Origin of the sequence: Vandammella animalimorsus (assembly GCF_002288875.1) — a bacterium.
Taxonomy (GTDB): domain Bacteria; phylum Pseudomonadota; class Gammaproteobacteria; order Burkholderiales; family Burkholderiaceae_C; genus Lampropedia; species Lampropedia animalimorsus.
This window is the reverse complement of record NZ_NTBH01000008.1, coordinates 1-20,976: the sequence shown is the minus strand read 5'-3', so window position 1 is coordinate 20,976 and position 20,976 is coordinate 1. Positions and strand designations below refer to the sequence as shown.

Here is a 20,976-nt window from a genome sequence, read left to right as displayed (position 1 = left end):
CAAATTCTCGGTGCGAGTGGGCAAGAAGCGGTTTGGGATGGAATGCAAGGCGCAAAACGCAGCCATAGCCCCAGCTATGGCGAGGCTTTGCAACGCCGCAGACCGCTCAAATCCGCTCTCTTGACCACCGTGCAGAGATTTTGAACAGGTTCTTACTGCGGCGCTGCGGGGCGCCTCAGCCGAAACGGCCGGTGATGTAATCCTCGGTTTCCTTGCGCTGGGGCTTGATGAACAGCTCCTTGGTGGGGCCGAACTCCATCAGATCGCCCAGATACATGTAGGCGGTGTAATCGCTGCAGCGCGCGGCCTGCCGCATGTTGTGCGTGACGATGACCACGGTGTACTCGTCCTTGAGCTCCTCGATCAGCTCCTCGATCTTGCTGGTCGAGAGTGGGTCGAGCGCCGAGCAGGGCTCGTCAAGCAGCAGCACCTCGGGCATCACGGCAATGCCGCGCGCAATGCACAGGCGCTGCTGCTGCCCGCCCGAGAGGCCAGAGCCGCTTTGGTGCAGCTTGTCCTTGACCTCGTTCCACAAGGCTGCCTTGCGCAGCGCATTCTCGACGCGGTCGTCCATCTCGGACTTGGACAGGCGCTCGAACAGGCGCACGCCAAAGGCCACGTTGTCGTACACCGACATCGGGAACGGCGTGGGCTTCTGGAACACCATGCCCACGCGCGCGCGCACCAGCGCCACATCCAGGTTGCGCGAGAGCAGGTTCTCGCCATCGAGCATGATCTCGCCCTCGGCGCGCTGCTCGGGGTAGAGCTCGAACATGCGATTGAAGGTGCGCAGCAGCGTGGACTTGCCACAGCCCGAAGGGCCGATGAAGGCCGTGACCTTCTTCTCTGGGACTTCCATGCTGATGTTCTTGAGCGCATGGAACTTGCCGTAATAGAAATTCAGATTGCGCACCGCAATCTTGGCCCGCTCCTGCGGTTTGCTCATTGCCTTATTCATGGGCAGATGTCCTCGGGGTTGATTGGTGGGGCAGATGCGCTCAACGCTTCTGGCGCGTCACGTAGCGGGCCAGCACATTCAGGCCCAGCACCGCCAGCGTGATGAGAAACACCCCAGCCCAGGCCAGTTGCTGCCAGTTCTCGTAGGGGCTCATGGCGAACTGGAAGATCACCACCGGCAGGCTGGCCATGGGCTGGCCCATGTCGGTGTTCCAGAACTGATTGTTCAGCGCGGTGAACAGCAGCGGCGCGGTCTCGCCGGAGATGCGGGCCACGGCCAGCAGCATGCCGGTAATGACGCCCGAGCGCGCCGCACGCAATGTGACCATGCAGACCACCTTCCACTTGGGCGCGCCCAGCGCATAGGCCGCCTCGCGCAGGCCATTGGGCACCAGCATCAGCATGTTCTCGGTGGTGCGCAGCACCACCGGCACCACCAGCAGCCCCAGCGCAAAGGCCCCAGCATAGGCAGAAAAGCCCTTGAACCTAGCCACGACGATGGCATAGACGAACAGGCCGATGACGATACTGGGCGCCGAGAGCAGGATGTCGTTGACGAAGCGCGTGGTCGAAGCCAGCCAGCCCTTGGGGTTGAACTCCGCCAGGCTGATGCCCGCCAGAATGCCGATGGGCGTGGCCACGAAGGTGGCCAGCAACACCATCACGAAGGAGCCGTACAGCGCATTGGCCAGGCCGCCGGGCGTGTTGGGCGCCGGGGTTGATTGCGTGAACAGCGCCCAGCTCAACCCGCCCAGCCCTTGGCGCAGCGTCTCCCACAAAATCCACAGCAGCCAGAACAGGCCCAGCAGCATGGCCAGCAGCGACAGCGCAATAGCCAGCGCATTGATGCGCTTGCGGCGATTGAAGAGTTGCGCCCGCTGCTCGGCGCTGCCCTGTTTGGCCATCGGCCTGGCCTGCTTGGGCGACTGGTTCATGACTTTCTCCCCTCGCCCTTTTGCAGGTGCAGCAGCAACAGTTTGGACAGCGCCAGCACCACGAAGGTAATAAAGAACAGCAACGCGCCCAAGTAGAACAGCGAGGCCTGGTGCAGCCCGGCGCTGGCTTCGGCAAATTCATTGGCCAGCGTGGCGGTGATGCTGCTGGCCGGATCGAACAGCGAGGCCGAGAGCTGCGCCACGTTGCCGATCACGAAGGTCACGGCCATGGTCTCGCCCAGCGCGCGCCCCAGCCCCAGCATGATGCCGCCGATCACGCCGGCCTTGGTGTAGGGCAGCACCACCTTCCAGACCACCTCCCAGGTCGTCGCGCCCAGGCCGTAGGCCGACTCCTTGAGCAACGCCGGCGTGACCTCGAACACATCGCGCATCACCGCCGCGATGTAGGGAATGATCATGATCGCCAGGATGATGCCCGCCGGCAGCAGGCCAATGCCCATGGGCACGCCGCCAAACAGCGCCCCCAGCACCGGCACATCGCCCAGCAGGGCCTGCAGCGGCTTCTGGAAATATTCCACCAGCACCGGCCCGAACACCATCAGCCCCCACATGCCATAGACGATCGAGGGCACAGCCGCCAGCAGCTCGATGGCCGTGCCCAGCGGGCGTTTGAGCCAGGGCGGGGCCAACTCGGTCAAAAACAGCGCGATGCCAAAGCTCACCGGCACTGCAATCAGCAGCGCAATCAGCGACGTGGCCAGCGTGCCGTAGATCATCGACAGGCCGCCGAACTCTTCCAGCACCGGATCCCATTCGGCGTCGAGAGCAAAGCCCAGGCCAAAGGCCTGAATGGCCGGCCAGGCCGCCGCCAGCAGCGACACCATGATGCCCGCCAGCACAACCAGCGTCAGCACGGCCGCGCCGCGCGTGAGCAGGCCAAACAGCAGATCGGGCAGCTTGCCCACCCTGCGCTGCGGGGGCTTGGACCCCTCTTGCCGCAGCGGCTGCTGGCGGACCTGGGCATCAGAGCCCGCGGTGTTCACCGCAGGCATGGTCAAGGCATCAGACATGGCTGCCTCTTGTGTGGTGTTGCATCGCATTGCTCACGCTGCAGCAGCGTGCTGCAGCCGCCCCCTCACTGCCAGGCAATGGGCTGGCCCGCCGCATCGCGGATGCCCTCGGCCCACTGCTTGCGCACCATGTCCTTGACGCTGGAGGGCAGCGCCACATAGTCCAGCGATGCCGCCGGCGCATCGCCATGCTGATAGACCCAATCAAAGAACTTCAGCGTAGCCGCCGCCTTGCCTGCGTTATCCTGCTTGGCGTGCATCAGGATGTAGGTCGTCGTGGTGATGGGCCAAGCGGCCGCGCCCGGCTTGTTGTTGAGCACTTGGTAGAAACTGTTTTGCCAATCAGCGCCTTCGGCGGCGGCCTTGAAGGACGCCTCGCCCGGGTGCACGAACTGCCCGTCCTGGTTCTGCAATTGCGCATAGGCAATCTTGTTCTGCTTGGCGTAGGCGTATTCCACATAGCCGATGGAGCTGGGCAGGCGGCTGACGAAGGCCGCCACGCCCTCGTTGCCCTTGCCGCCCGAGCCGGTGGGCCACTTCACGGCCGAGCCCTCGCCCACCTGCTCCTTCCAGGCCTGGCTGACCTGGCTGAGGTAATTGGTAAAACCAAACGTCGTGCCCGAGCCATCGGCGCGGCGCACCACGGCGATCTGCTCATCGGGCAGCTTCAGCTCGGGGTTGAGCGACTGGATCGCCGCATCGTTCCACTTGCGCACCTTGCCCAGGTAAATGTCGGCCAGCACCGGCCCCGTCAGGCGCAGCTGGCCCGGCTCCACCCCCTTGATGTTGACCACCGGCACGATGCCGCCGATCACAGTGGGGAACTGCACCAGCCCCTTGTCCTTCAGCGCCTCGTCCTTGAGCGGCGCATCGGAGGCGCCGAAATCCACCGTGCGCGCCTCGATCTGGCGCAGCCCCGCGCTGGAGCCTACCGACTGGTAATTGATGCGCAGCTGCGTGGCCGCGTGGTAGTCCGAAGCCCACTTGGCATACACCGGCGCCGGAAAACTGGCGCCCGCGCCATTGACGTCCTGCGCCCAGGCGCTGCCAGCCACGGACAAGGCCAGGCCGCATGCAACCACTGCATGGAAAACAAACTTGCTCATTGGATTCCTCATGAACAGATCGGGGGATGGTGAAAGAAGTCATCAGCGCGCCTGTGCCGGCCCTGACGCCACGCACTTTAAAAAAGCTTTGTGACGTCTGTATGACATGCCCTGCCACCGCAAGCGCCACGGCATTGGCTTTCTGTTACGCTGCGCGCCCCGCGCACGGCTGCTGTGCGCCAGCTGATTCCTTGCCTACCCATGCCTGCCACAGATTTCGACGACCCTCTCGCCCCCGACGATGCCCCGCCCAGCAGCAGCGCCTGGAGCAAGCCCCGCGCGCTGTACGAGGACAAGCACCTGCTGGTGCTGTTCAAACCCCACGAGCTGCTGAGCGTGCCCGGGCGCGGCGAGCACAAGCGCGACTCGCTGGCCTGGCGCGCGCAGCAGTACTGGCGCAATGCGCTGATCGTGCACCGGCTGGATATGTCCACCTCCGGGCTGCTGGTCATGGCGCGCAGCCCGCAGGTGCACCGCCTGCTGTCCATCGCCTTTGCGCAGCGGCAGGTGCACAAGCGCTACACCGCCGTCGTGGCCGGGCAGCTGGCCGCGCCACCGTCCAACCCCGGCGATGGCAACGCCGCCGAGCCCGGCTGGGGCCTGATCGACAAGCCGCTGGCCCTCGATTGGGAGCGCCGACCGCTGCACATCGTCGATGAAGTGCAGGGCAAGCCCAGCCAGACGCGCTGGCGCGTGCTGCCCGCCCCGCCCGGTGCGCCGCACTACCCCATCGCCCACACCCGGCTGGATCTGGAGCCCATCACCGGCCGCACGCACCAGCTGCGCGTGCACCTGCAAAGCATTGGCCACCCCATCCTGGGCGACCCGCTCTACGCCCAGGGCGCAGCCCTAGGCGCCGCGCCGCGCCTGCTGCTGCACGCGCGCGAACTGGGCTTTGAGCACCCCATCAGCGGCAAGCCCATGTTCTTCGAATCGCCCGCCGAGTTTTGAGCAGGCTCTGGCACCCGGCAGAACACAAGCGGCAGAACACAAAACGACAAAACGCAAAAGGCGCAGCCCTGTGACAGGCTGCGCCTTTGGTCTTGCTGCGGTGCATGCCGGCCGCTGGCGCGGCATGCATGGCATCACTCAAAGCACTTCGAACACGCCGGCAGCGCCCATGCCGCCGCCGATGCACATGGTCACCATGACTTTCTTGGCGCCACGGCGCTTGCCTTCGATCAGCGCGTGGCCGGTCAGGCGCTGGCCGGAGACGCCATAGGGGTGACCCACGGCGATGGCGCCACCGTTGACGTTGAGCTTCTCGGGCGGGATGCCCAGCTTGTCGCGGCAGTAGATGACCTGCACGGCAAAAGCTTCGTTGAGCTCCCACAGGTCGATGTCTTCGACCTTCAGACCCAGCTTCTTGAGCACCTTGGGCACGGCAAAGACCGGGCCGATGCCCATTTCATCGGGCTCGCAGCCGGCCACGGCAAAGCCCAGGAAACGCCCCAGCGGCTTAAGGCCATGGCGACCCGCGTAGTCCTCGCTGACCAACACGCAAGCGCCCGCGCCATCGGAGAACTGGCTGGCATTGCCAGCGGCGATGGTGCCGCCGGGCAGGGCCGGCTTGATGTTCTTGATGGCGTCCACCGTCGTGCCGGGGCGAATGCCCTCATCCTGCGAGACGGTCACGCGCTTGGTGCGCATGCCGGTCTTGGGGTCGGCCACGCCGGCGATCACGGTGATGGGGGCGATTTCCTCGTTGAACAGCCCAGCTTCCTGCGCCGCCGTGGCTTTTTGCTGGCTGGCTGCGCCGTATTCGTCCATCTGCTCGCGCGTGATGTGGTAGCGCTTGGCCACCTGCTCGGCCGTTTGCAGCATGGACCAATAGATTTCCGGCTTGAGCTTGGCCAGCTCCGGGTCCATCAGCATGTGCTGGTTCATCACCGGCGCAACGCAGGAGATGCTCTCCACGCCGCCGGCGACGAACACATCGCCCTCGCCAGCGATGATGCGCTGCGCGGCTGTGGCAATGGTTTGCAGGCCCGAGGAGCAGAAACGGTTGATGGTCTGGCCCGAGACGCTGATGGGCAGGCCGGCGAGCAGGGCGATCTGGCGCGCGATATTGGCGCCGGTGGCGCCTTCGGGCGTGGCGCAGCCCATGAGCACGTCCTCGATGTCGGCCGCCTCGATGCCGGCGCGCTCGACGGCGTGCTTGACGGCGTGCGCGCCCAGCGTGGCGCCGTGCGTGAGGTTGAACGAACCCTTGAAGCTCTTGGCCAGAGGCGTGCGTGCGGTGGAAACAATCACTGCATTGGTCATGTCGGTAATCCTTTTACTTGAACTGCTTGCCTTCTTTGGCCAATTGCGCCAGCAGCGCGGCCGGTTGCCAGAACTGCGCATCGTCGTGCGGGTTCTGCGCAAAGCGCTTCATGGTTTCGACGACGTTGAACAGCCCCAGCTCGTTGGCATAGTTCATCGGGCCGCCGCGCCAGAACGGGAAGCCGTAGCCGTACAGGTAAACGATGTCGATGTCGCTGGCGCGCTGGGCGAAGCCCTCCTCGACGATGCGCGCGCCCTCGTTGACCAGCGACAGCACCAGGCGCTGCACGATTTCTTCATCGCTGATCTTGCGCGGCGTGATGCCGATGTCCTTGCGGTGCTGCTCGATCATGTCCAGCACCTCCTGATTGACGATGGGCGCGCGCTTGCCAGGCTCGTAGTCGTACCAGCCAGCGCCGGTCTTCTGGCCAAAGCGGCCCTTCTCGCACAACAGGTCGGCGGTCTTGCTGTAGCGCATGTCCGGCTTTTCCACGGCGCGGCGCTTGCGGATCGCCCAGCCAATGTCGTTGCCGGCCAGATCGCCCATGCGGAATGGCCCCATGGCAAAGCCGAATTTCTCGATGGCCTTGTCCACCTGCTGCGGCGTAGCGCCCTCGTCGAGCAAGAAGCCCGCCTGGCGGCCGTACTGCTCGATCATGCGGTTGCCGATGAAGCCGTCCGTCACGCCAGCGACCACCGCCACCTTGCGGATCTTCTTGGCCAGCGCCATCACCGTGGCCAGCACGTCGTGCGCGGTTTTCTCGCCGCGCACCACTTCCAGCAGCTTCATGACGTTGGCCGGGCTGAAGAAATGCAGGCCCACCACGTCTTGCGGGCGCTTGGTGAAGGCGGCAATCTGGTTCAGGTCCAGCGTCGAGGTGTTCGAAGCCAGGATGGCGCCGGGCTTGAGCACTTCGTCGAGCTTCTTGAACACCTGCTCCTTCACGCCCATGTCCTCGAACACGGCCTCGATGACCAAGTCAACGTCCTTGAGGTCGTCATAGCTCAGCGTGGGCTTGAGCAGCGCCATGCGCGCCTCGTACTTGTCTTGCGCGAGCTTGCCCTTCTTGACCTGGGCCTCGTAGTTCTTTCGGATCGTGGCCAGGCCGCGATCGAGCGCCTCCTGCTTGGTCTCCAGGATGGTGACGGGGATGCCGGCGTTGAGGAAGTTCATCGCAATGCCGCCGCCCATGGTGCCCGCGCCGATCACGCCCACCGCCTTGATGTCGCGCTTGGGCGTATCGGCCGGCACGTCGTTGATCTTGGAGGCTGCGCGCTCGGCAAAGAACAGGTGGCGCAGCGCACGCGACTCGGGCGTCCACATCAGGTTGATGAACAGCTCTCGCTCCTTGGCCAGGCCGTCGTTGAACTTCATCTTGGTGGCCGCTTCCACAGCCTCCACGCACTTGAGCGGCGCGGGCAGATTCTTGGCCACGGCGCCCACGGTGTTGCGCGCGAACTGGAAGAAGGCCTCGCCCTGCGGGTGCTTGGCCGGCAGGTCGCGCACCTTAGGCAGATCCTTGACCTTGGCCACGGATTTGGCAAAGGCCAGCGCCTCCTTCAGCAGCTGTTCGGGCTGCTGCACCACTTCGTCGAACAGTTTTTGCCCCGGCATGCTGGCCAGCAGATCGGCATCGACGCTCTCGCCGCTGACGATCATGTTCAGCGCGGCCTCCACGCCGATGGCGCGGGGCAGGCGCTGCGTGCCGCCCGCGCCAGGCAACAGGCCCAGCTTGACCTCGGGCAGGGCCACCTTGGTGCCCGATGCCACCACGCGGTAATGGCAGGCCAGTGCCAGCTCCAGGCCGCCGCCCATGACCACCGTGTGGATGGCCGCCACCACCGGCTTGCTGGCGTTTTCCACCACGCCGATCACGCTGTGCAGGTTGGGCTCGCGCATGGCGGCTTCCTTGCCGAACTCCGTGATGTCAGCGCCGCCGCTGAAGGCCTTGCCCGCCCCGGTGATCACGATGGCCTGCACGCCATCATCGGCCAGGGCCTGGTTCATGCCATCGACGATGCCTTGGCGCGTGGCATGGCTCAGCCCGTTGACGGGCGGGTTGTCCAGCGTAATCAGTGCCACGCCGTCGAGCACCTTGTATTCAGCCGTCATGAAGTCTCCTTAGAAACGATTGATAAAAATAGAACGGTCGTGCTATTTCCGCCGCGCATTCTACGGGAGTTGCGCGCCGCGCCACAATCTCACAGGGGACAGGGATGCAAAGAATGCGCCCCAAGCAAACATGCCAGACACGACAAGGGCCGCCCGAAGGCGGCCCAGCGAGATGATTGCTGCGGGGGATTCTCCCCCCCTGCGGCGGGATTACTCCACCATCAGGCGCTGCGAAGCGCTGGCCTGCTTCTTGGGCAGGGTCAGCACCAGCACGCCGTTGTCGTACTTGGCCTTGGCGGCGGCAGCGTCAATATCCTGCGGCAGCTGGAAGCTGCGCGAGACCGAGCCATAGTAACGCTCGCTGCGCAGCACTTTCTCGCCCTCGCCCTGCTGGCTGTCGTGCTGTTTGATCTCGGCACTGAGCGTGACGACGCTGCCGTCGATGGAGACATGGATGTCCTCCTTGCCCACGCCTGGCACTTCGGCCAGCACTTTGTAGGCACCATCGCTCTCGCTGACGTCGATCTTGATCTGCGCGGCGCTGGGCAGCGGGTCACCGTGCAGCGGCTTGATGAAAAAGCCCGGCGCGATTTCCTTGAACAAATCGTCGAACAGGCTGCCACGCATACGGCTGAGTTGGTTGCTCATGAAGTCCTCCTTGCTTTGTGGATGGGCTGGCGCATGGCGCCAGCGGCTTGTCATCCATCTATTGGCAAAGCGACTATTTTCAAGAGGCGAAGCTCAAGCCAGCGCGGGCGGCGCCAATTCTTCACGGGCGTAGGCCTGCACGGTGGCAAAAGCCTCCTCGGCCGCCTGCATCATCTGGCTTTCTTCCTCGGGCGAGAGCGGCGCGGCGTCCAGCGCTGCAGTGAAGGCGCGCCAGTGCCGGGCCGCGCCATCGGGGTGCGCAGCCAGGTGGCGCGCGCCAAAATCCCGCCCCAGGTCCAGCTTCTCGCTGGCGATCTTGAACAGGATGACGCCGCCCAGGTTCGAGCCCTCGGCCACGTACAGCCAGCCCAGCGCCGTGGGCAGCGGCGTGTCAGCTCCCAGGCGGGCGGGCTCGTCCGCGGGCTGCGGCTGCTGCAGATCCTGCAGATCGGCGGCGATCTCTGGTAGGCGGCAGCGCTGCGCCAAATCGGGCACCAATGCCGCTACGGCCGGCTGGGCATACAAGGCCTCGATGTCGCGGTGGAAGCGGTATTGCACACGCAAAAAGCGACCGAACTGCTCGCGATTGGCAAAGATATCGGCCGCCATGATGCTTTTGTCCAGCGTGTCGTGCACATCATGAGTGGCAGCCTTGAGGCGCTGGCTGCGCGTGCTGGCAGAGGATGAGGGTTCGCTCATGGGCTGGATCTCCGGTGGGTGATTGCAAATCGCCGGCGATTGTAAGTGCAGGCATGGCGGCAAAGCCCTGCGCAAAGCCGCTGCCCAGGCCTGATGCAGCCCAGGGCACATGCAGCAACAGCCCTTCACCCCAGTTAGGAAAAGTGCCAGCGGCAGCTATTGATTTCGCGTTACCACTTATGATCGTCGCCATCGCGGCCGCAGCCATGGCTGCGTCGCTGCACGCCAGCGCGCTTGCGCCTGTGTTTCCCTATCTTGAGATTGAAAGGCCATTTGCCATGCAACGCTTCACCCCCAACCGCTCCATGTGCGCCGCTCTGGTGCTCAGCAGCTGCCTGCTGGGCGCCGCCCAGGCGCACGGCAAGCACGATGACCACGACCATGACGACGACCACAAGCAGCGCCCGCACGTGCATGGCGTGGCGCATCTGGATGTGGCGCTCGATGGCAAGCAGCTGCTGCTGGAGCTGACCTCGCCGCAGGCCGACATCACCGGCTTCGAGCATGAGGCGCGCTCCAAGCAGGACAAGGAGGCGCTGCGCAAGGCCCGCCAGCAGCTGAAACAGGCCGCCAGCCTGTTCAGCCCCTCGGCCGCCGCCGCTTGTGAGCTGAAAAAGGTGGACATCGACGGCCTGGAGCACGACCACGATCACGACGATCACCCGCACGGCAAGAAGCGCGATCACGACCATGACCACGACGACAAGCACGAGCATGCCGACGTCGAGGTCAGCTACCGCTTCGACTGCGCCCGCCCCGAGGCGCTTGAGGCCATCGAAGTGCAGCTGGCCAAGACCTTCACCAGCCTGCACACCATTGAGGTGCAACTGGCCATGCCCCAGGGCCAGTTCCAGCGCACGCTCAAGAACGGGCAAACGCGCCTGAGCTGGAAATGATCCCGCTGGCCGCAGCAGCGCCGCAGCCCGCAGCAGCAACAGCCGCCACGCCGGCCATGGTGCAGGTGCGGCAGCTGCGCCACCAATGGCCAGGGCAGCCGCGGCCTTGCCTGGAGATCGAGGAGTTCAGCGTCCGCCACGGCGAGACGGTGTTCCTGCACGGCCCCAGCGGCAGCGGCAAGAGCACGCTGCTGTCGCTGCTGGCCGGGGTCTTTCTGCCGCAGCAGGGTCAGGTATTGCTGGGCGGGCGCGACTGGGCCAGCCTGGGGCGCTCACAGCGCGATGCCTGGCGCGCCCGGCAGCTGGGCTACATCTTCCAGCAGTTCAACCTGTTGCCCTACCTGAGCGTGCAGGACAACGTGCTGCTGCCTTGCCGCTTTGCGCCCGAGCGCGCACAGACCGCGCAGCGCCAGCACGGCAGCCTGGAAGCTGGCGCCCGCCATTGGCTGCAGGCCATGGACCTGCCCGCCAGCCTGTGGCACAGCCCGGCGCGCTCGCTGTCGGTCGGCCAGCAGCAGCGCGTGGCCGCCGCCCGCGCCCTGATGGGCATGCCGCCGCTGGTGATTGCCGATGAGCCGACCTCGGCGCTCGACGAAGACCGCCGCGATGCCTTCATGAACCTGCTGCTGGCCGCCTGCGCCCAGGCCGGCAGCAGCGTGATCTTTGTCAGCCACGACCAGCGCCTGGCCACGCGCTTCATGCGCCAGGTGGCGCTGGAGTCCATCAACCGCGCAGCCGCCGCTGCTTGAGCGCCCCCCGTTCTGCCCATGCACGCCTTGTTTCGCCTGGCCTGGCAAAGCGCCTGGAACCGCCGCTTCACGCTGGCGCTGACGATGTTTTCCATCGCCCTCTCGACCTTCATGCTGCTGGGCGTGGAGCGCATCCGCAGCGACGTGCGCGAGGGCTTTGGCTCGGCCGTCTCGGGCACGGACTTGATCGTCGGCGCCCGCACCGGCTCGGTGCAGCTGTTGCTGTATTCGGTGTTCCGCATCGGCGCGGCTACCAACAACATCCGCTGGCAAAGCGTGCAGGACATCGAACGCATGCGCGGCGTGCGTTGGGTGATCCCGCTGTCACTGGGTGACTCGCACCGCGGCTACCCGGTGCTGGGCACCAGCGCCGATTACTTCACGCATTTCCGCTACGGCCAGAAGCAGTCGCTGCAGCTGCGCAGCGGCAAGCCGTTCGAGGACTTGTTCGACGCCGTGCTGGGCGCCGACGTAGCGCGGCAGCTGGGCTACCGGCTGGGCGACAAGATCACCCTCACCCACGGCGCTGGCGGCCCAATCAACACCGTCGAGCACGACGACAAACCCTTCGTCGTCAGCGGCATCCTGGCCCCCACGGGCACGCCGGTGGATCGCACTGTGCACATTAGCCTGCAGGCCATGCAGGCCCTGCACGTGGACTGGAGCAATGGCGTGCGCCTGCCCGGCAGAAGCGTCAGCGCCCAGGCCGTGCGCGACATGGACTTGAGCCCGCGCAACGTCACGGCCGTGCTGATCGGCCTGCAATCGCGCGCGCAGGTCTTTTCGCTGCAGCGCCAGATCAACCAATACCGCGGCGAGCCGCTGATGGCGGTGCTTCCAGGCGTGGCCATGGACGAGCTCTGGGGCGTGATCGGCACCGGCGAGCGCGCCTTGCTGCTGATGTCGGCCCTGGTGGCCTTCGTCAGCCTGCTGGGCATGGTGGCGGTGGTGCTGGCCGGCCTGAACGAGCGCCGCCGAGAGCTGGCCGTGCTGCGCGCCGTGGGCGCACGGCCGGCGCACATCATCTGGCTACTAGCGCTCGAAGGGGCGCTGGCCACCGGCCTGGGCGTATTGCTGGGCATCTTGGCCCTGGGCCTGAGCGCCGCCGCGGCCGCCCCCTGGTTGCTGAACCAATTCGGCCTGCACATCCACTGGTGGCAAGTCACGCCGCTGCAATGGTGGATACTGCTGGGCCTGCTGTGTACGGGCTTTGCCGCCAGCCTGATCCCCGGCTGGCGGGCCTACCGGCTGTCGCTGGTCGATGGCCTGGCCCCGCCGGTGTAAGCGCCCGTGTAAGAACCTCTGTTCAAAGCACCGATCCACGAGCCGATGGCGGCAAATGCCGCCTCATTGCATTCACCTCTTTTTGCTGCTGCCATGACTATGCTTCGCCGCACCTGCCTTCGTTTTGCCGCTGCCGGCCTGGCCGCCTGCGCGCTGCCCGCAGCCCCACTGCTGGCCAAGGGCGACAAGCCCATTGCCCTGAGCTGGGACGAGCTGGTGCCCAAGGACTGGGACCCCAGCGCCGAGTTCACCGACCTGTTCGAACAGGGCGCCGACACCTGGGAGGACAGCGACCCGCGCGCGCAAAAGCTCTACGAGCGCATGCGCAAGGTCTGGGATGCGGCCCCCACCGTCGATCGCTTCAACGGCAAGACCGTGCGCCTGCCGGGCTACGTCGTCGCCCTGGAAGAAGGCAAGGACGGCCTGAGCGAGCTGCTGCTGGTGCCCAACTTCGGCGCTTGCATCCACACGCCGCCGCCGCCGGCCAACCAGATCATCCACATCAAGCTGGCCCAGCCCGTCAAGGGCTTTAGCTCGCTCGACGCCGTCTGGGCCACCGGCACGCTGAAGGTCACGCGCAACCAATCGGACATGGGCGTCAGCGGCTACAGCCTGCAGGCGGCCAAGCTGGCCCCGTACAAAGACTGACCCTCTGCACGCGCCATGCCGCAACACCCTTCATCGCCCAGCCTCTCGCTCCAGACGCTGCGCCACGGCCCAGCCCGCTTGTGCAGCGCCGCCGCACTGGCCCTAGGCCTGGCCTTGCTCGCCACGCTACCAGCACAGGCGCAGGCCAGCCGTCAGGAGCAGCGCCAGAACAACGCCGCAGCGCCGACGACCAGCCTACCCGCCCCTTTTGCCGCAGCGCTGCGCAAAGCCCAGATCCCGCCCGAGGCCGTGGCCCTGTGGGTGCAGGCCGTGGACGGCCAGGCCACGCCGCGCGCGGCGCACCGCGCCGCCCAGCCCATGAGCCCGGCCTCGACCATGAAGCTGGTCACCACCTATGCCGCCTTGGATCGGCTGGGCCCGGCCTACACCTGGAAGACCCGCATCTACACCGATGGCCAGCTCGACAACGGCAGCCTGCGCGGCAACGTCTACATCCAGGGCGGCGGCGACCCAAAGCTCGTCATGGAGCGCCTGTGGCTGCTGCTGCGCCAGCTGCAGCAGCACGGCGTGCGCGTCGTGCTGGGCGACATCGTGCTCGACCGCAGCGCCTTCGCGCTGCCGCCGCACAATGCCGCGGCCTTCGACGACGAGCCGCTGCGCCCCTACAACGCCGCGCCCGATGCGCTGCTGCTGAACTTCAAATCCGTCATCCTGCGCTTCGTGCCCGACCCGGCCAGTGGCCGCGCGCAAGTGCAACTCTCGCCGCCCATGGCCCAGCTGGAGCTGCCCGCCAGCGTGCCGCTGAACCCCTCGGCGCGCCATTGCCCCAGCAACTGGCGCGCGCAGCTGCAGCTGGACGTCAGCCAGCCCAGGCGCTGGCGCATGGCCGGCAGCTATCCCTCGGCCTGCGGCGCACTGAACTGGGCCGTGGCCTACCCGGACCCTGAGGGCTTTGCCAACAAGGCCATCGAAGGCATGTGGCGCGAGCTTGGCGGCAGCATCACCGGCCAGGTGCGCAGCGGCCGCACCCCGGGCGGCCTGCAGCCCAGGATCACCGAGCCCTCGCTGTCGCTGGCCGAGATCGTGCGCGACGTCAACAAGTACAGCAACAACGTCATGGCCGACCACGTCTTCCTGGCGCTGGGCCACGCGGGCGCGCCGGCCGGCCAGGCCATGGACTTTGCCAGCGCGCAGCGCGCCATAGGCCAGTGGTGGCACAGCCGCATCGGCAACCCGCCAGGGACTCTGCACATCGACAACGGCTCGGGCCTGAGCCGCGATGCGCGCATCACCGCCCAGGCCATGGGCCAGATGCTGCGCCATGCCTGGCATTCGCCGGTGATGCCGGAGCTGGTGGCCTCGCTGCCGGCCACCGGCGTGGATGGCACCATGCGCCGCAGCCGCGCCGCAGCCGCACACCTGAAGACGGGCTCGCTGCGCGACGTCAATGCGCTGGCCGGCTACGTACACGGCCACAGCGGCAAGCGCTACGCACTGGTGGTCATGATCAACCACGCCAACGCCGCAGCCGCTCGCGGCCCAGTCTTCGATGCGCTGATCGACTGGGTGGCCAATGACTGAACGGGTATGGTGGCGATGGTTGCCAAAACACAACCGCACTGGATTTTCTGGCCGAACGCCTCGGCGATAATCGCGCCCGGTCATCGCGCGCTGCAGGCCGACGATGCAGACACGCAGTGGCTGGCTGACCGGGGCTGCGCCCCAAGCCCGGCCTTTTTCATCGATTCGGGAGAGTGACCCTTGTTTTCCATCATCCAAGCCGCTGGCTGGCCCATCTGGCCCCTGATCTTTTGCTCCATCATCGCCCTGGCCATCATTGCCGAGCGCTTCTACAGCTTGCGGCGGCCAGGCATCGCCCCTTTGGGCCTGGTCAATGAGGCGAAGACCGCATCGGCAAAGTACATCCCGCCGGGCGACGTGATCGACAAGCTGGAAAACAGCAGCGCGCTGGGCGAAATCCTTGCGGCAGGCCTGCGCGCACTCAAGGCCAACCCGCGCGCCAGCGAAGATGAGCTGCGCCAGGCCATGCAAAGCCGCGGGCGCGTGGTGGTGGGGCGCATCAGCAAATTCCTGCAGGCCCTGGCCACCATTGCCTCGGCCGCGCCACTGCTGGGTCTGCTGGGCACGGTCATCGGCATGATCGAGATTTTTGCCTCGCAAGGCTCGATCGACTCGGGCGTGATCCAGGGTGACCCCGGACGCCTGGCGCACGGCATTTCCGTGGCGCTGTACAACACCGCTTTTGGCCTGATCGTGGCCATCCCTGCGCTGATCTTCTGGCGTTATTTCCGCAGCCGCGTCGATGCCTATGTGCTGGAGATGGAAGTGGCTGCGGAGGCCTTCCTCAAGCACCTCAAATCCCTGCAGCAATGAACTTCCAAGCGCCCCACTCCAGCGGCTTTGGCCATGCCAGCAGCGAGCCGGAGATCAACCTCATCCCCTTCATTGACGTGCTGCTGGTCATCCTGATCTTTCTGATGCTGACCACGACCTACAGCCGCTTCAACGAGCTGCGGCTGAACCTGCCACTGGCCAATGCCGAGCAGTTGCAGCAGCGCCCGCACGAAGTGAGCGTGTCGCTGGACTCCGGCGGCAACGTGGCCGTGGACGGGCAGGTGCTGGGCCAGGCCACCCCTGCGCAATTGACCCAGGCACTGCGCCAAGCCGCCGCAGCCAAGCCCGAGGCCATGCTCATCATCAGTGCCGATGGCCTGGCCTCGCACCAATCGGTCATCACCGTCATGGAAGCCGCGCGCAACGTCGGCCTGGCCCGCGTGACCTTCGCCACCCAGGCCTCAGGCGGGCAGTGATGGCGCTGGCCCCAGCACGGATGGTACGCGGCGGCGCACAGCGCGCCCAAGCGCAGGCCACCTCCCTCTGCTGAGCTTCGCCTGACCTCCCCCACGCCACGCGCCCTCATGCCGCTGCAGCCCTGGATCGAACACCGCTGGCGGCAGGCAGCGCCGCGCTGCCACCCAGCCGATGTGCTGCTGCACCCGCTGTCCTGGCTGTATGGCAGCGCCCTGCGCACCCGGCGCTGGCTGTATGCACAGGGCCTGCTGGCCACCCATGCCTTGCCCGTGCCTACGGTCGTCATCGGCAACGTCATCGCCGGTGGCGCGGGCAAAACCCCTTTGACCATCGCCCTGGTGCAGGCCCTACAGGCCCAGGGCGTGCGCGTTGGCGTGATCTCGCGCGGCCACGGCCGGCAACGCCCGCCCCAGGGCCCGGACTGCCTGCAAGTCTTGCCCGGCAGCAGCGCCCAGACCGTGGGTGATGAGCCCCTGCTGATCCAGCAACGTACACAGGCGCCAGTCTTCGTTGCCAGCCAACGCCATGCGGCCGGTCAGGCCCTGCTGGCGGCCTATCCGGACACCGAACTGCTGCTGTGCGACGATGGCCTGCAGCACCTGGCCTTGCAGCGCGATGTCGAGTTGTGCGTGTTCCCCGACTGGGGCGCAGGCAATGGTCGGCTGCTGCCTGCTGGCCCGCTGCGCGAGCCCTGGCCCAGGCCAGCGGATTTCGTGCTGCAAACCACCCCAACAGCGCAGCCCGTTGCGGGCAATCGGCATTCACCACACACTGTCTGGCCCATCGTGCGCCAGCTGGCCGGCCACGCCATCAATGGCCATGGCCAACGCCTGCCACTGCATCACTGGCAAACACCCCCTGCGCAAGATGCTGACCCGCCACCGCTGGCGGCCGTCGCCGGCATTGCTCAGCCAGAAGCCTTTTTCGCCATGCTGCGCGCCCATGGTCTAAAACCCAGCCACTGCATTGCCCTGCCGGACCACGCACACTTCGCCCCCCTGCCCACCGCGCTGGCGCATTGGCCCCGCCATGCGCCTTTGCTGTGCACGGAAAAAGATGCCGTCAAACTCTGGCCTCACTGGCCCGAGGCCTGGGCCGTGCCCTTGCAGTTGCAATTGCCCGAGGCTTTGCCCGCCGCCGTGCTTAAGCTGGCCCGCCAACGCTTTGCCGCCCGCCAGCAGCAGGCACCTCTGCAATAACGCCGCCGCCCAAGCGCATTGCGCTGGTTCCGGAGCCTGTGCAAGGCCCCGGCACGGGTTTCTTCACCCCTCCTGCCCGAGAAAGCCGCCGCTTTGGTGCCGCCACAGCCGCGCATAAATGCCGTCTTGAGCCAGCAGCTGGGCATGGCTGCCTTGTTCGACGATACGGCCTTCGTCGATGACGATCAGGCGATCCATCGCAGCGATGGTGGACAGCCGATGCGCAATGGCGATCACGGTCTTGCCCTGCATCATGGCGTCCAGGCTGTGCTGGATGGCCGCTTCCACTTCCGAATCGAGCGCGCTGGTGGCTTCGTCGAGCAACAGAATCGGCGCGTTCTTGAGCATGACGCGCGCAATGGCGATACGCTGGCGCTGCCCGCCCGAGAGCTTCACGCCACGCTCGCCGACCATGGTGTCCAAGCCACGGCGCCCTTGCGGGTCGCTGAGTTGCTCAATGAAGTCGGCCTGGGCACGCCGCACCGCAGACAGGATTTGCGCCTCGGTGGCATCGGGCAGGCCGTAGGCAATGTTGTCGCGCACCGAGCGGTGCAGCAAGGAGGTATCCTGCGTGACCATGCCGATGGCTGCACGCAGGCTGTCCTGCGTCACTTGGCTGATGTCTTGCCCGTCGATGCGGATCTGCCCGCCTTCCAGATCGTAAAAGCGCAGCAGCACATTGAGCAGGCTGGACTTGCCCGCGCCCGAGCGCCCCACCAGGCCGATCTTCTCGCCCGGCTGCACCGTCAGGCTCAGGCCGTCGAACACTTGGCGCTGCGGCCCGTAGCGAAAACGGATGGCGTCGAACTCCACCAAGCCGCGCGAGACATGCAGCGCAGAGGCCTGCGGCGCATCCTGCACCTGGGCCCGCTTGGTCAGTGTGGCCATGCCGTCCTGCACCGTGCCAATGCTCTCGAACAGCGAGGTCAGCTCCCACATGATCCAGTACGACAGGCTGTTGACGCGCAAGGCCATGGCCATCACGGCGGCCACGGCGCCCAGGCCGACTTCACCAGCCTGCCACAGCCACAGCGCCAATGCGCCGGTCGAGAGCATCAGGCCCACGCTCAGCGCCTGGTTGGTGAACTCAAAGCCACTGACCAGGCGCATCTGGCGGTAGCCCGTATCCATGAACTCCTCCATCGCTGCACGGGCGAAGTGGGCTTCGCGCCGCGTGTGGGAGAACAGCTTGACAGTCGTGATGTTGGTGTAGGCATCCGTCACACGCCCGGTCATCAGCGAGCGGGCATCGGCCTGCTCCTGACCGACCTTGCCCAGCCGAGGCACGAAAAATCCCATGGCTGCGCCAAACAGCAGCACCCAGACCACGAAAGGCAACATCAGGCGCGCATCGAAACTGCCGGCCAGCACAATGATGGAGAAGAAATACACGCCGATGCCCAGCACGATCTCGGCCACGACCATCAGCACCTCGCGCACGGCCAGCGCCGTCTGCATGACCTTGGTCGTCACCCGACCGGCAAACTCATCGGCGAAAAAGCCCAGGCTTTGCTGCAACATCAGCCGATGGAAATGCCAGCGCAAACGCAGCGGCAAGTTGATGGCCAGCGTCTGGTTTTGCACCAGGCTGCGCCAGCCCACCAGCGCAATGCTGCCCAGCATCACCAGGGCAATGCCCAGCAGCACCCGCTGCTGCTGGGCCTCGCCCACGGCGTTCGACTGCCAAGCCGCGAGCAAATCCACCACCTGGCCCAGAAAGGCAAACAGCCAGGCCTCGTAAATGGACACGGCCGCACGCAAGACAATCAGCAGAACGATGTACTTGCGCATGCCCTGGGTGCAGGCCCAGATGAACCGCGCCACACCGCCGCTGGGCAGCGGCTGGGGCACCGGTTCGGGAAAGGGCTCCAGCAGGCGCTCGAACCAGCCCAACAAAGCCTTGCACATCGTCAATCCTCTCTTCGCTTGCCGCTCTTGCCGTGCGCCCGGCCTCAAATCGGCTGGGCAATCAAGTCATGCCCTTGGGCCTGCACGATTTTTGCCTTGGTGAATTCGCCCACCTTCAAGGTTTTGCTCACCTTCTGCGGCGGCAGCAGATGCACGATGCCATCGATTTCCGGCGCATCGGCATAGCTGCGCCCACGCCCGCCCTTACGCCCCAAGGCAGGTGCGTGATCAACCAGCACCTGCATCACATGCCCGACACGGCGCTGCAGCCGCTGGCTGGAAATGCGCTCGGCCACGGCCATGAAGCGCGCCCGGCGCTCCTCACGCAACTCCTGCGGCAGCATCCCGGGCAAGGCATTGGCCGCTGCGCCCTGCACGTCGCTGTAGGCAAAGCAACCGGCGCGATCAATTTGCGCCTGCTCCATGAAGTCCAGCAAATGCTGGAACTCCTCCTCCGTCTCACCCGGGAAGCCGGCAATGAAGGTGCTGCGCAGCACCAGCTCGGGGCAAAGTTCGCGCCAGCGCTGGATGCGCTCCAGATTCTTTTCGCCGTCGGCCGGGCGCTTCATTCGCTTGAGCACATCCGGGTGGCTGTGCTGAAAGGGCACATCCAGATAGGGCAAGACCTTGCCCTCGGCCATCAACTCGACCACGGCATCTACGCTGGGATACGGATACACATAGTGCAGTCGCACCCAAGCCTTGTACTGCGCGGCCAAATCACCCAGGGCCTGAACCAGCTCCAGCAAGCGCGTCTTGACAGGCTTGCCATCCCAGAAGCCTGTGCGGTATTTCAAATCCACCCCATAAGCCGAAGTGTCCTGACTGATGATCAGCAACTCCCTGACCCCGCCCTCAAACAAGGCTTGCGCTTCCCGGAGCACATCACCTACCGGACGAGATACCAGATCGCCACGCATCGACGGAATGATGCAAAAGGTGCAGCGGTGATTGCAGCCTTCGCTGATCTTCAGATACGCGTAATGCTTGGGGGTCAGCTTGAGACCAGCCTCGCCAAATCCTCCCGGAACAAGATCCAGAAAAGGATCGTGCGGCTTTGGCAAGTGTGCATGTACCGCATCCATGACCTCCTGCGTAGCATGCGGCCCTGTGACGGCCAACACGCTAGGATGCATTTGCTGCACCAGGTTTTCACCATCATCGGCCTGGCGAGCGCCCAGACAGCCCGTGACAATGACTTTGCCATTGGCTGCCAATGCCTCACCAATCGTATCCAGACTTTCTTTTACTGCATCGTCGATAAAACCGCATGTATTGACGATGACCAAATCCGCCCCTTCGAATGTTTTGGCTGTGCGGTAGCCCTCGGCACTGAGTTGGGTAAGTATCAGCTCGGAATCGGTTAATGCCTTCGGACAACCCAAGCTGACAAAACCAATCTTGGGGGCTGGAGAAGCAGAAGTATTGGGCATGGTGGAAATTCTCAATAGGCATGCATTGTGACGTATGCACTTTCGAAACGGTCGGCATTCTGCACAATGAAACGAACGCATAAAACAAACCCCCCAATTCCGTTGTAGGAAGAGGGGGGTTTTGGGCATAGAAGCCTGACGATGACCTACTTTCACACGGGAATCCGCACTATCATTGGCGCTAATCCGTTTCACTGTCCTGTTCGGGATGGGAAGGAGTGGTTCCAGACTGCTATTGTCATCAGGCATAACTGGTGTTGTTGCTGATTTTTTACAGCAACAAAAAGCATAGAGTCGAATCGAGTGATTTTG

20 protein-coding genes and 1 rRNA gene are annotated in these 20,976 nt (G+C 65.2%); 10 read left to right on the top strand and 11 right to left on the bottom strand.

The features are described from left to right. Window positions 1-175: 175 nt before the first annotated feature. From pstB to pstS, 4 genes are all read right to left on the bottom strand, one after another. Window positions 176-958 (bottom strand): phosphate ABC transporter ATP-binding protein PstB, encoded by a 783-nt coding sequence (gene pstB, locus CLI93_RS11535; protein WP_238946632.1) that lies wholly within the window; start codon window positions 956-958, stop codon window positions 176-178. 40 nt (window positions 959-998) lie between these two features. After that, window positions 999-1,862 (bottom strand): phosphate ABC transporter permease PstA, encoded by an 864-nt coding sequence (gene pstA / locus CLI93_RS11530; protein WP_095543249.1) that lies wholly within the window; start codon window positions 1,860-1,862, stop codon window positions 999-1,001. Window positions 1,863-1,888: 26 nt separating this feature from the next. Next, entirely contained in the window at window positions 1,889-2,923 is a 1,035-nt protein-coding gene (gene pstC, locus CLI93_RS11525; protein WP_172424338.1) for a phosphate ABC transporter permease subunit PstC, read from the bottom strand. A 65-nt stretch (window positions 2,924-2,988) separates the two neighbouring features. Then, window positions 2,989-4,029: a phosphate ABC transporter substrate-binding protein PstS gene (pstS, locus tag CLI93_RS11520; protein ID WP_095543220.1), complete on the bottom strand. Its 1,041-nt coding sequence runs from the start codon at window positions 4,027-4,029 to the stop codon at window positions 2,989-2,991. A 201-nt stretch (window positions 4,030-4,230) separates the two neighbouring features. On the opposite strand from pstS, the gene CLI93_RS11515 reads away from it, so the two are divergent. Continuing rightward, window positions 4,231-4,980, top strand: a complete 750-nt coding sequence (locus CLI93_RS11515; protein ID WP_095543219.1) for an RluA family pseudouridine synthase — start codon at window positions 4,231-4,233, stop codon at window positions 4,978-4,980. Between the two features lie 138 nt (window positions 4,981-5,118). On the opposite strand, the gene CLI93_RS11510 is transcribed toward CLI93_RS11515, so the two are convergent. The 4 genes from CLI93_RS11510 to CLI93_RS11495 all read right to left on the bottom strand — a co-directional run bounded on the left by CLI93_RS11510 (window position 5,119) and on the right by CLI93_RS11495 (window position 9,754). Continuing rightward, window positions 5,119-6,294 carry an acetyl-CoA C-acyltransferase gene (locus CLI93_RS11510; RefSeq protein ID WP_095543218.1) on the bottom strand — a complete coding sequence of 392 codons (1,176 nt, stop codon included), beginning with the start codon at window positions 6,292-6,294 and terminating at the stop codon, window positions 5,119-5,121. Window positions 6,295-6,307: 13 nt separating this feature from the next. Continuing rightward, on the bottom strand, window positions 6,308-8,407 hold the full coding sequence (locus tag CLI93_RS11505; protein WP_095543217.1) for a 3-hydroxyacyl-CoA dehydrogenase NAD-binding domain-containing protein: 2,100 nt from the start codon (window positions 8,405-8,407) through the stop codon (window positions 6,308-6,310). Window positions 8,408-8,617: 210 nt separating this feature from the next. After that, entirely contained in the window at window positions 8,618-9,055 is a 438-nt protein-coding gene (locus CLI93_RS11500; RefSeq protein WP_095543247.1) for an Hsp20/alpha crystallin family protein, read from the bottom strand. A gap of 93 nt (window positions 9,056-9,148) precedes the next feature. Next, window positions 9,149-9,754, bottom strand: coding sequence for a biliverdin-producing heme oxygenase (locus CLI93_RS11495; RefSeq protein WP_095543216.1), 606 nt, complete (start codon window positions 9,752-9,754; stop codon window positions 9,149-9,151). A 278-nt stretch (window positions 9,755-10,032) separates the two neighbouring features. Here CLI93_RS11495 and CLI93_RS11490 point away from each other — a divergent pair, with 278 nt between their 5' ends. From CLI93_RS11490 to lpxK, 9 genes are all read left to right on the top strand, one after another. After that, the gene (locus CLI93_RS11490) at window positions 10,033-10,650 is read left to right on the top strand and encodes a DUF2796 domain-containing protein (RefSeq protein WP_172424337.1); all 618 of its coding nucleotides are present in this window, start codon (window positions 10,033-10,035) and stop codon (window positions 10,648-10,650) included. Beyond that, a complete protein-coding gene (locus CLI93_RS11485) occupies window positions 10,647-11,399 on the top strand; it encodes an ABC transporter ATP-binding protein (protein ID WP_420823122.1) in 753 nt (250 codons plus the stop codon). The genes CLI93_RS11490 and CLI93_RS11485 overlap by 4 nt, the downstream gene beginning before the upstream one ends. Before the next feature lie 18 nt (window positions 11,400-11,417). Beyond that, window positions 11,418-12,683 carry an ABC transporter permease gene (locus CLI93_RS11480; protein WP_095543214.1) on the top strand — a complete coding sequence of 422 codons (1,266 nt, stop codon included), beginning with the start codon at window positions 11,418-11,420 and terminating at the stop codon, window positions 12,681-12,683. Window positions 12,684-12,776: 93 nt separating this feature from the next. Continuing rightward, on the top strand, window positions 12,777-13,331 hold the full coding sequence (locus CLI93_RS11475) for a DUF3299 domain-containing protein (RefSeq protein ID WP_095540172.1): 555 nt from the start codon (window positions 12,777-12,779) through the stop codon (window positions 13,329-13,331). 15 nt (window positions 13,332-13,346) lie between these two features. Next, on the top strand, window positions 13,347-14,873 hold the full coding sequence (gene dacB / locus CLI93_RS11470) for a D-alanyl-D-alanine carboxypeptidase/D-alanyl-D-alanine endopeptidase (protein ID WP_095995912.1): 1,527 nt from the start codon (window positions 13,347-13,349) through the stop codon (window positions 14,871-14,873). 6 nt (window positions 14,874-14,879) lie between these two features. Further along, window positions 14,880-15,050 (top strand): hypothetical protein, encoded by a 171-nt coding sequence (locus CLI93_RS15450; RefSeq protein WP_172424336.1) that lies wholly within the window; start codon window positions 14,880-14,882, stop codon window positions 15,048-15,050. A gap of 3 nt (window positions 15,051-15,053) precedes the next feature. Beyond that, entirely contained in the window at window positions 15,054-15,686 is a 633-nt protein-coding gene (locus CLI93_RS11465) for a MotA/TolQ/ExbB proton channel family protein (protein WP_095543211.1), read from the top strand. Next, complete coding sequence (locus CLI93_RS11460; protein ID WP_095543210.1) at window positions 15,683-16,123, top strand: ExbD/TolR family protein; 441 nt, start codon at window positions 15,683-15,685, stop codon at window positions 16,121-16,123. The genes CLI93_RS11465 and CLI93_RS11460 overlap by 4 nt, the downstream gene beginning before the upstream one ends. Before the next feature lie 108 nt (window positions 16,124-16,231). Continuing rightward, window positions 16,232-17,323, top strand: a complete 1,092-nt coding sequence (gene lpxK, locus CLI93_RS11455; protein ID WP_095995911.1) for a tetraacyldisaccharide 4'-kinase — start codon at window positions 16,232-16,234, stop codon at window positions 17,321-17,323. Window positions 17,324-17,386: 63 nt separating this feature from the next. On the opposite strand, the gene CLI93_RS11450 is transcribed toward lpxK, so the two are convergent. The 3 genes from CLI93_RS11450 to rrf form a co-directional block, all read right to left on the bottom strand. After that, window positions 17,387-19,231: an ABC transporter ATP-binding protein gene (locus tag CLI93_RS11450; RefSeq protein WP_238945897.1), complete on the bottom strand. Its 1,845-nt coding sequence runs from the start codon at window positions 19,229-19,231 to the stop codon at window positions 17,387-17,389. Between the two features lie 44 nt (window positions 19,232-19,275). Beyond that, window positions 19,276-20,664 (bottom strand): 30S ribosomal protein S12 methylthiotransferase RimO, encoded by a 1,389-nt coding sequence (gene rimO / locus CLI93_RS11445; protein WP_095543208.1) that lies wholly within the window; start codon window positions 20,662-20,664, stop codon window positions 19,276-19,278. Window positions 20,665-20,797: 133 nt separating this feature from the next. Further along, a 5S ribosomal RNA gene (rrf, locus tag CLI93_RS11440) occupies window positions 20,798-20,910 on the bottom strand. Between the last annotated feature and the right edge of the window lie 66 nt (window positions 20,911-20,976).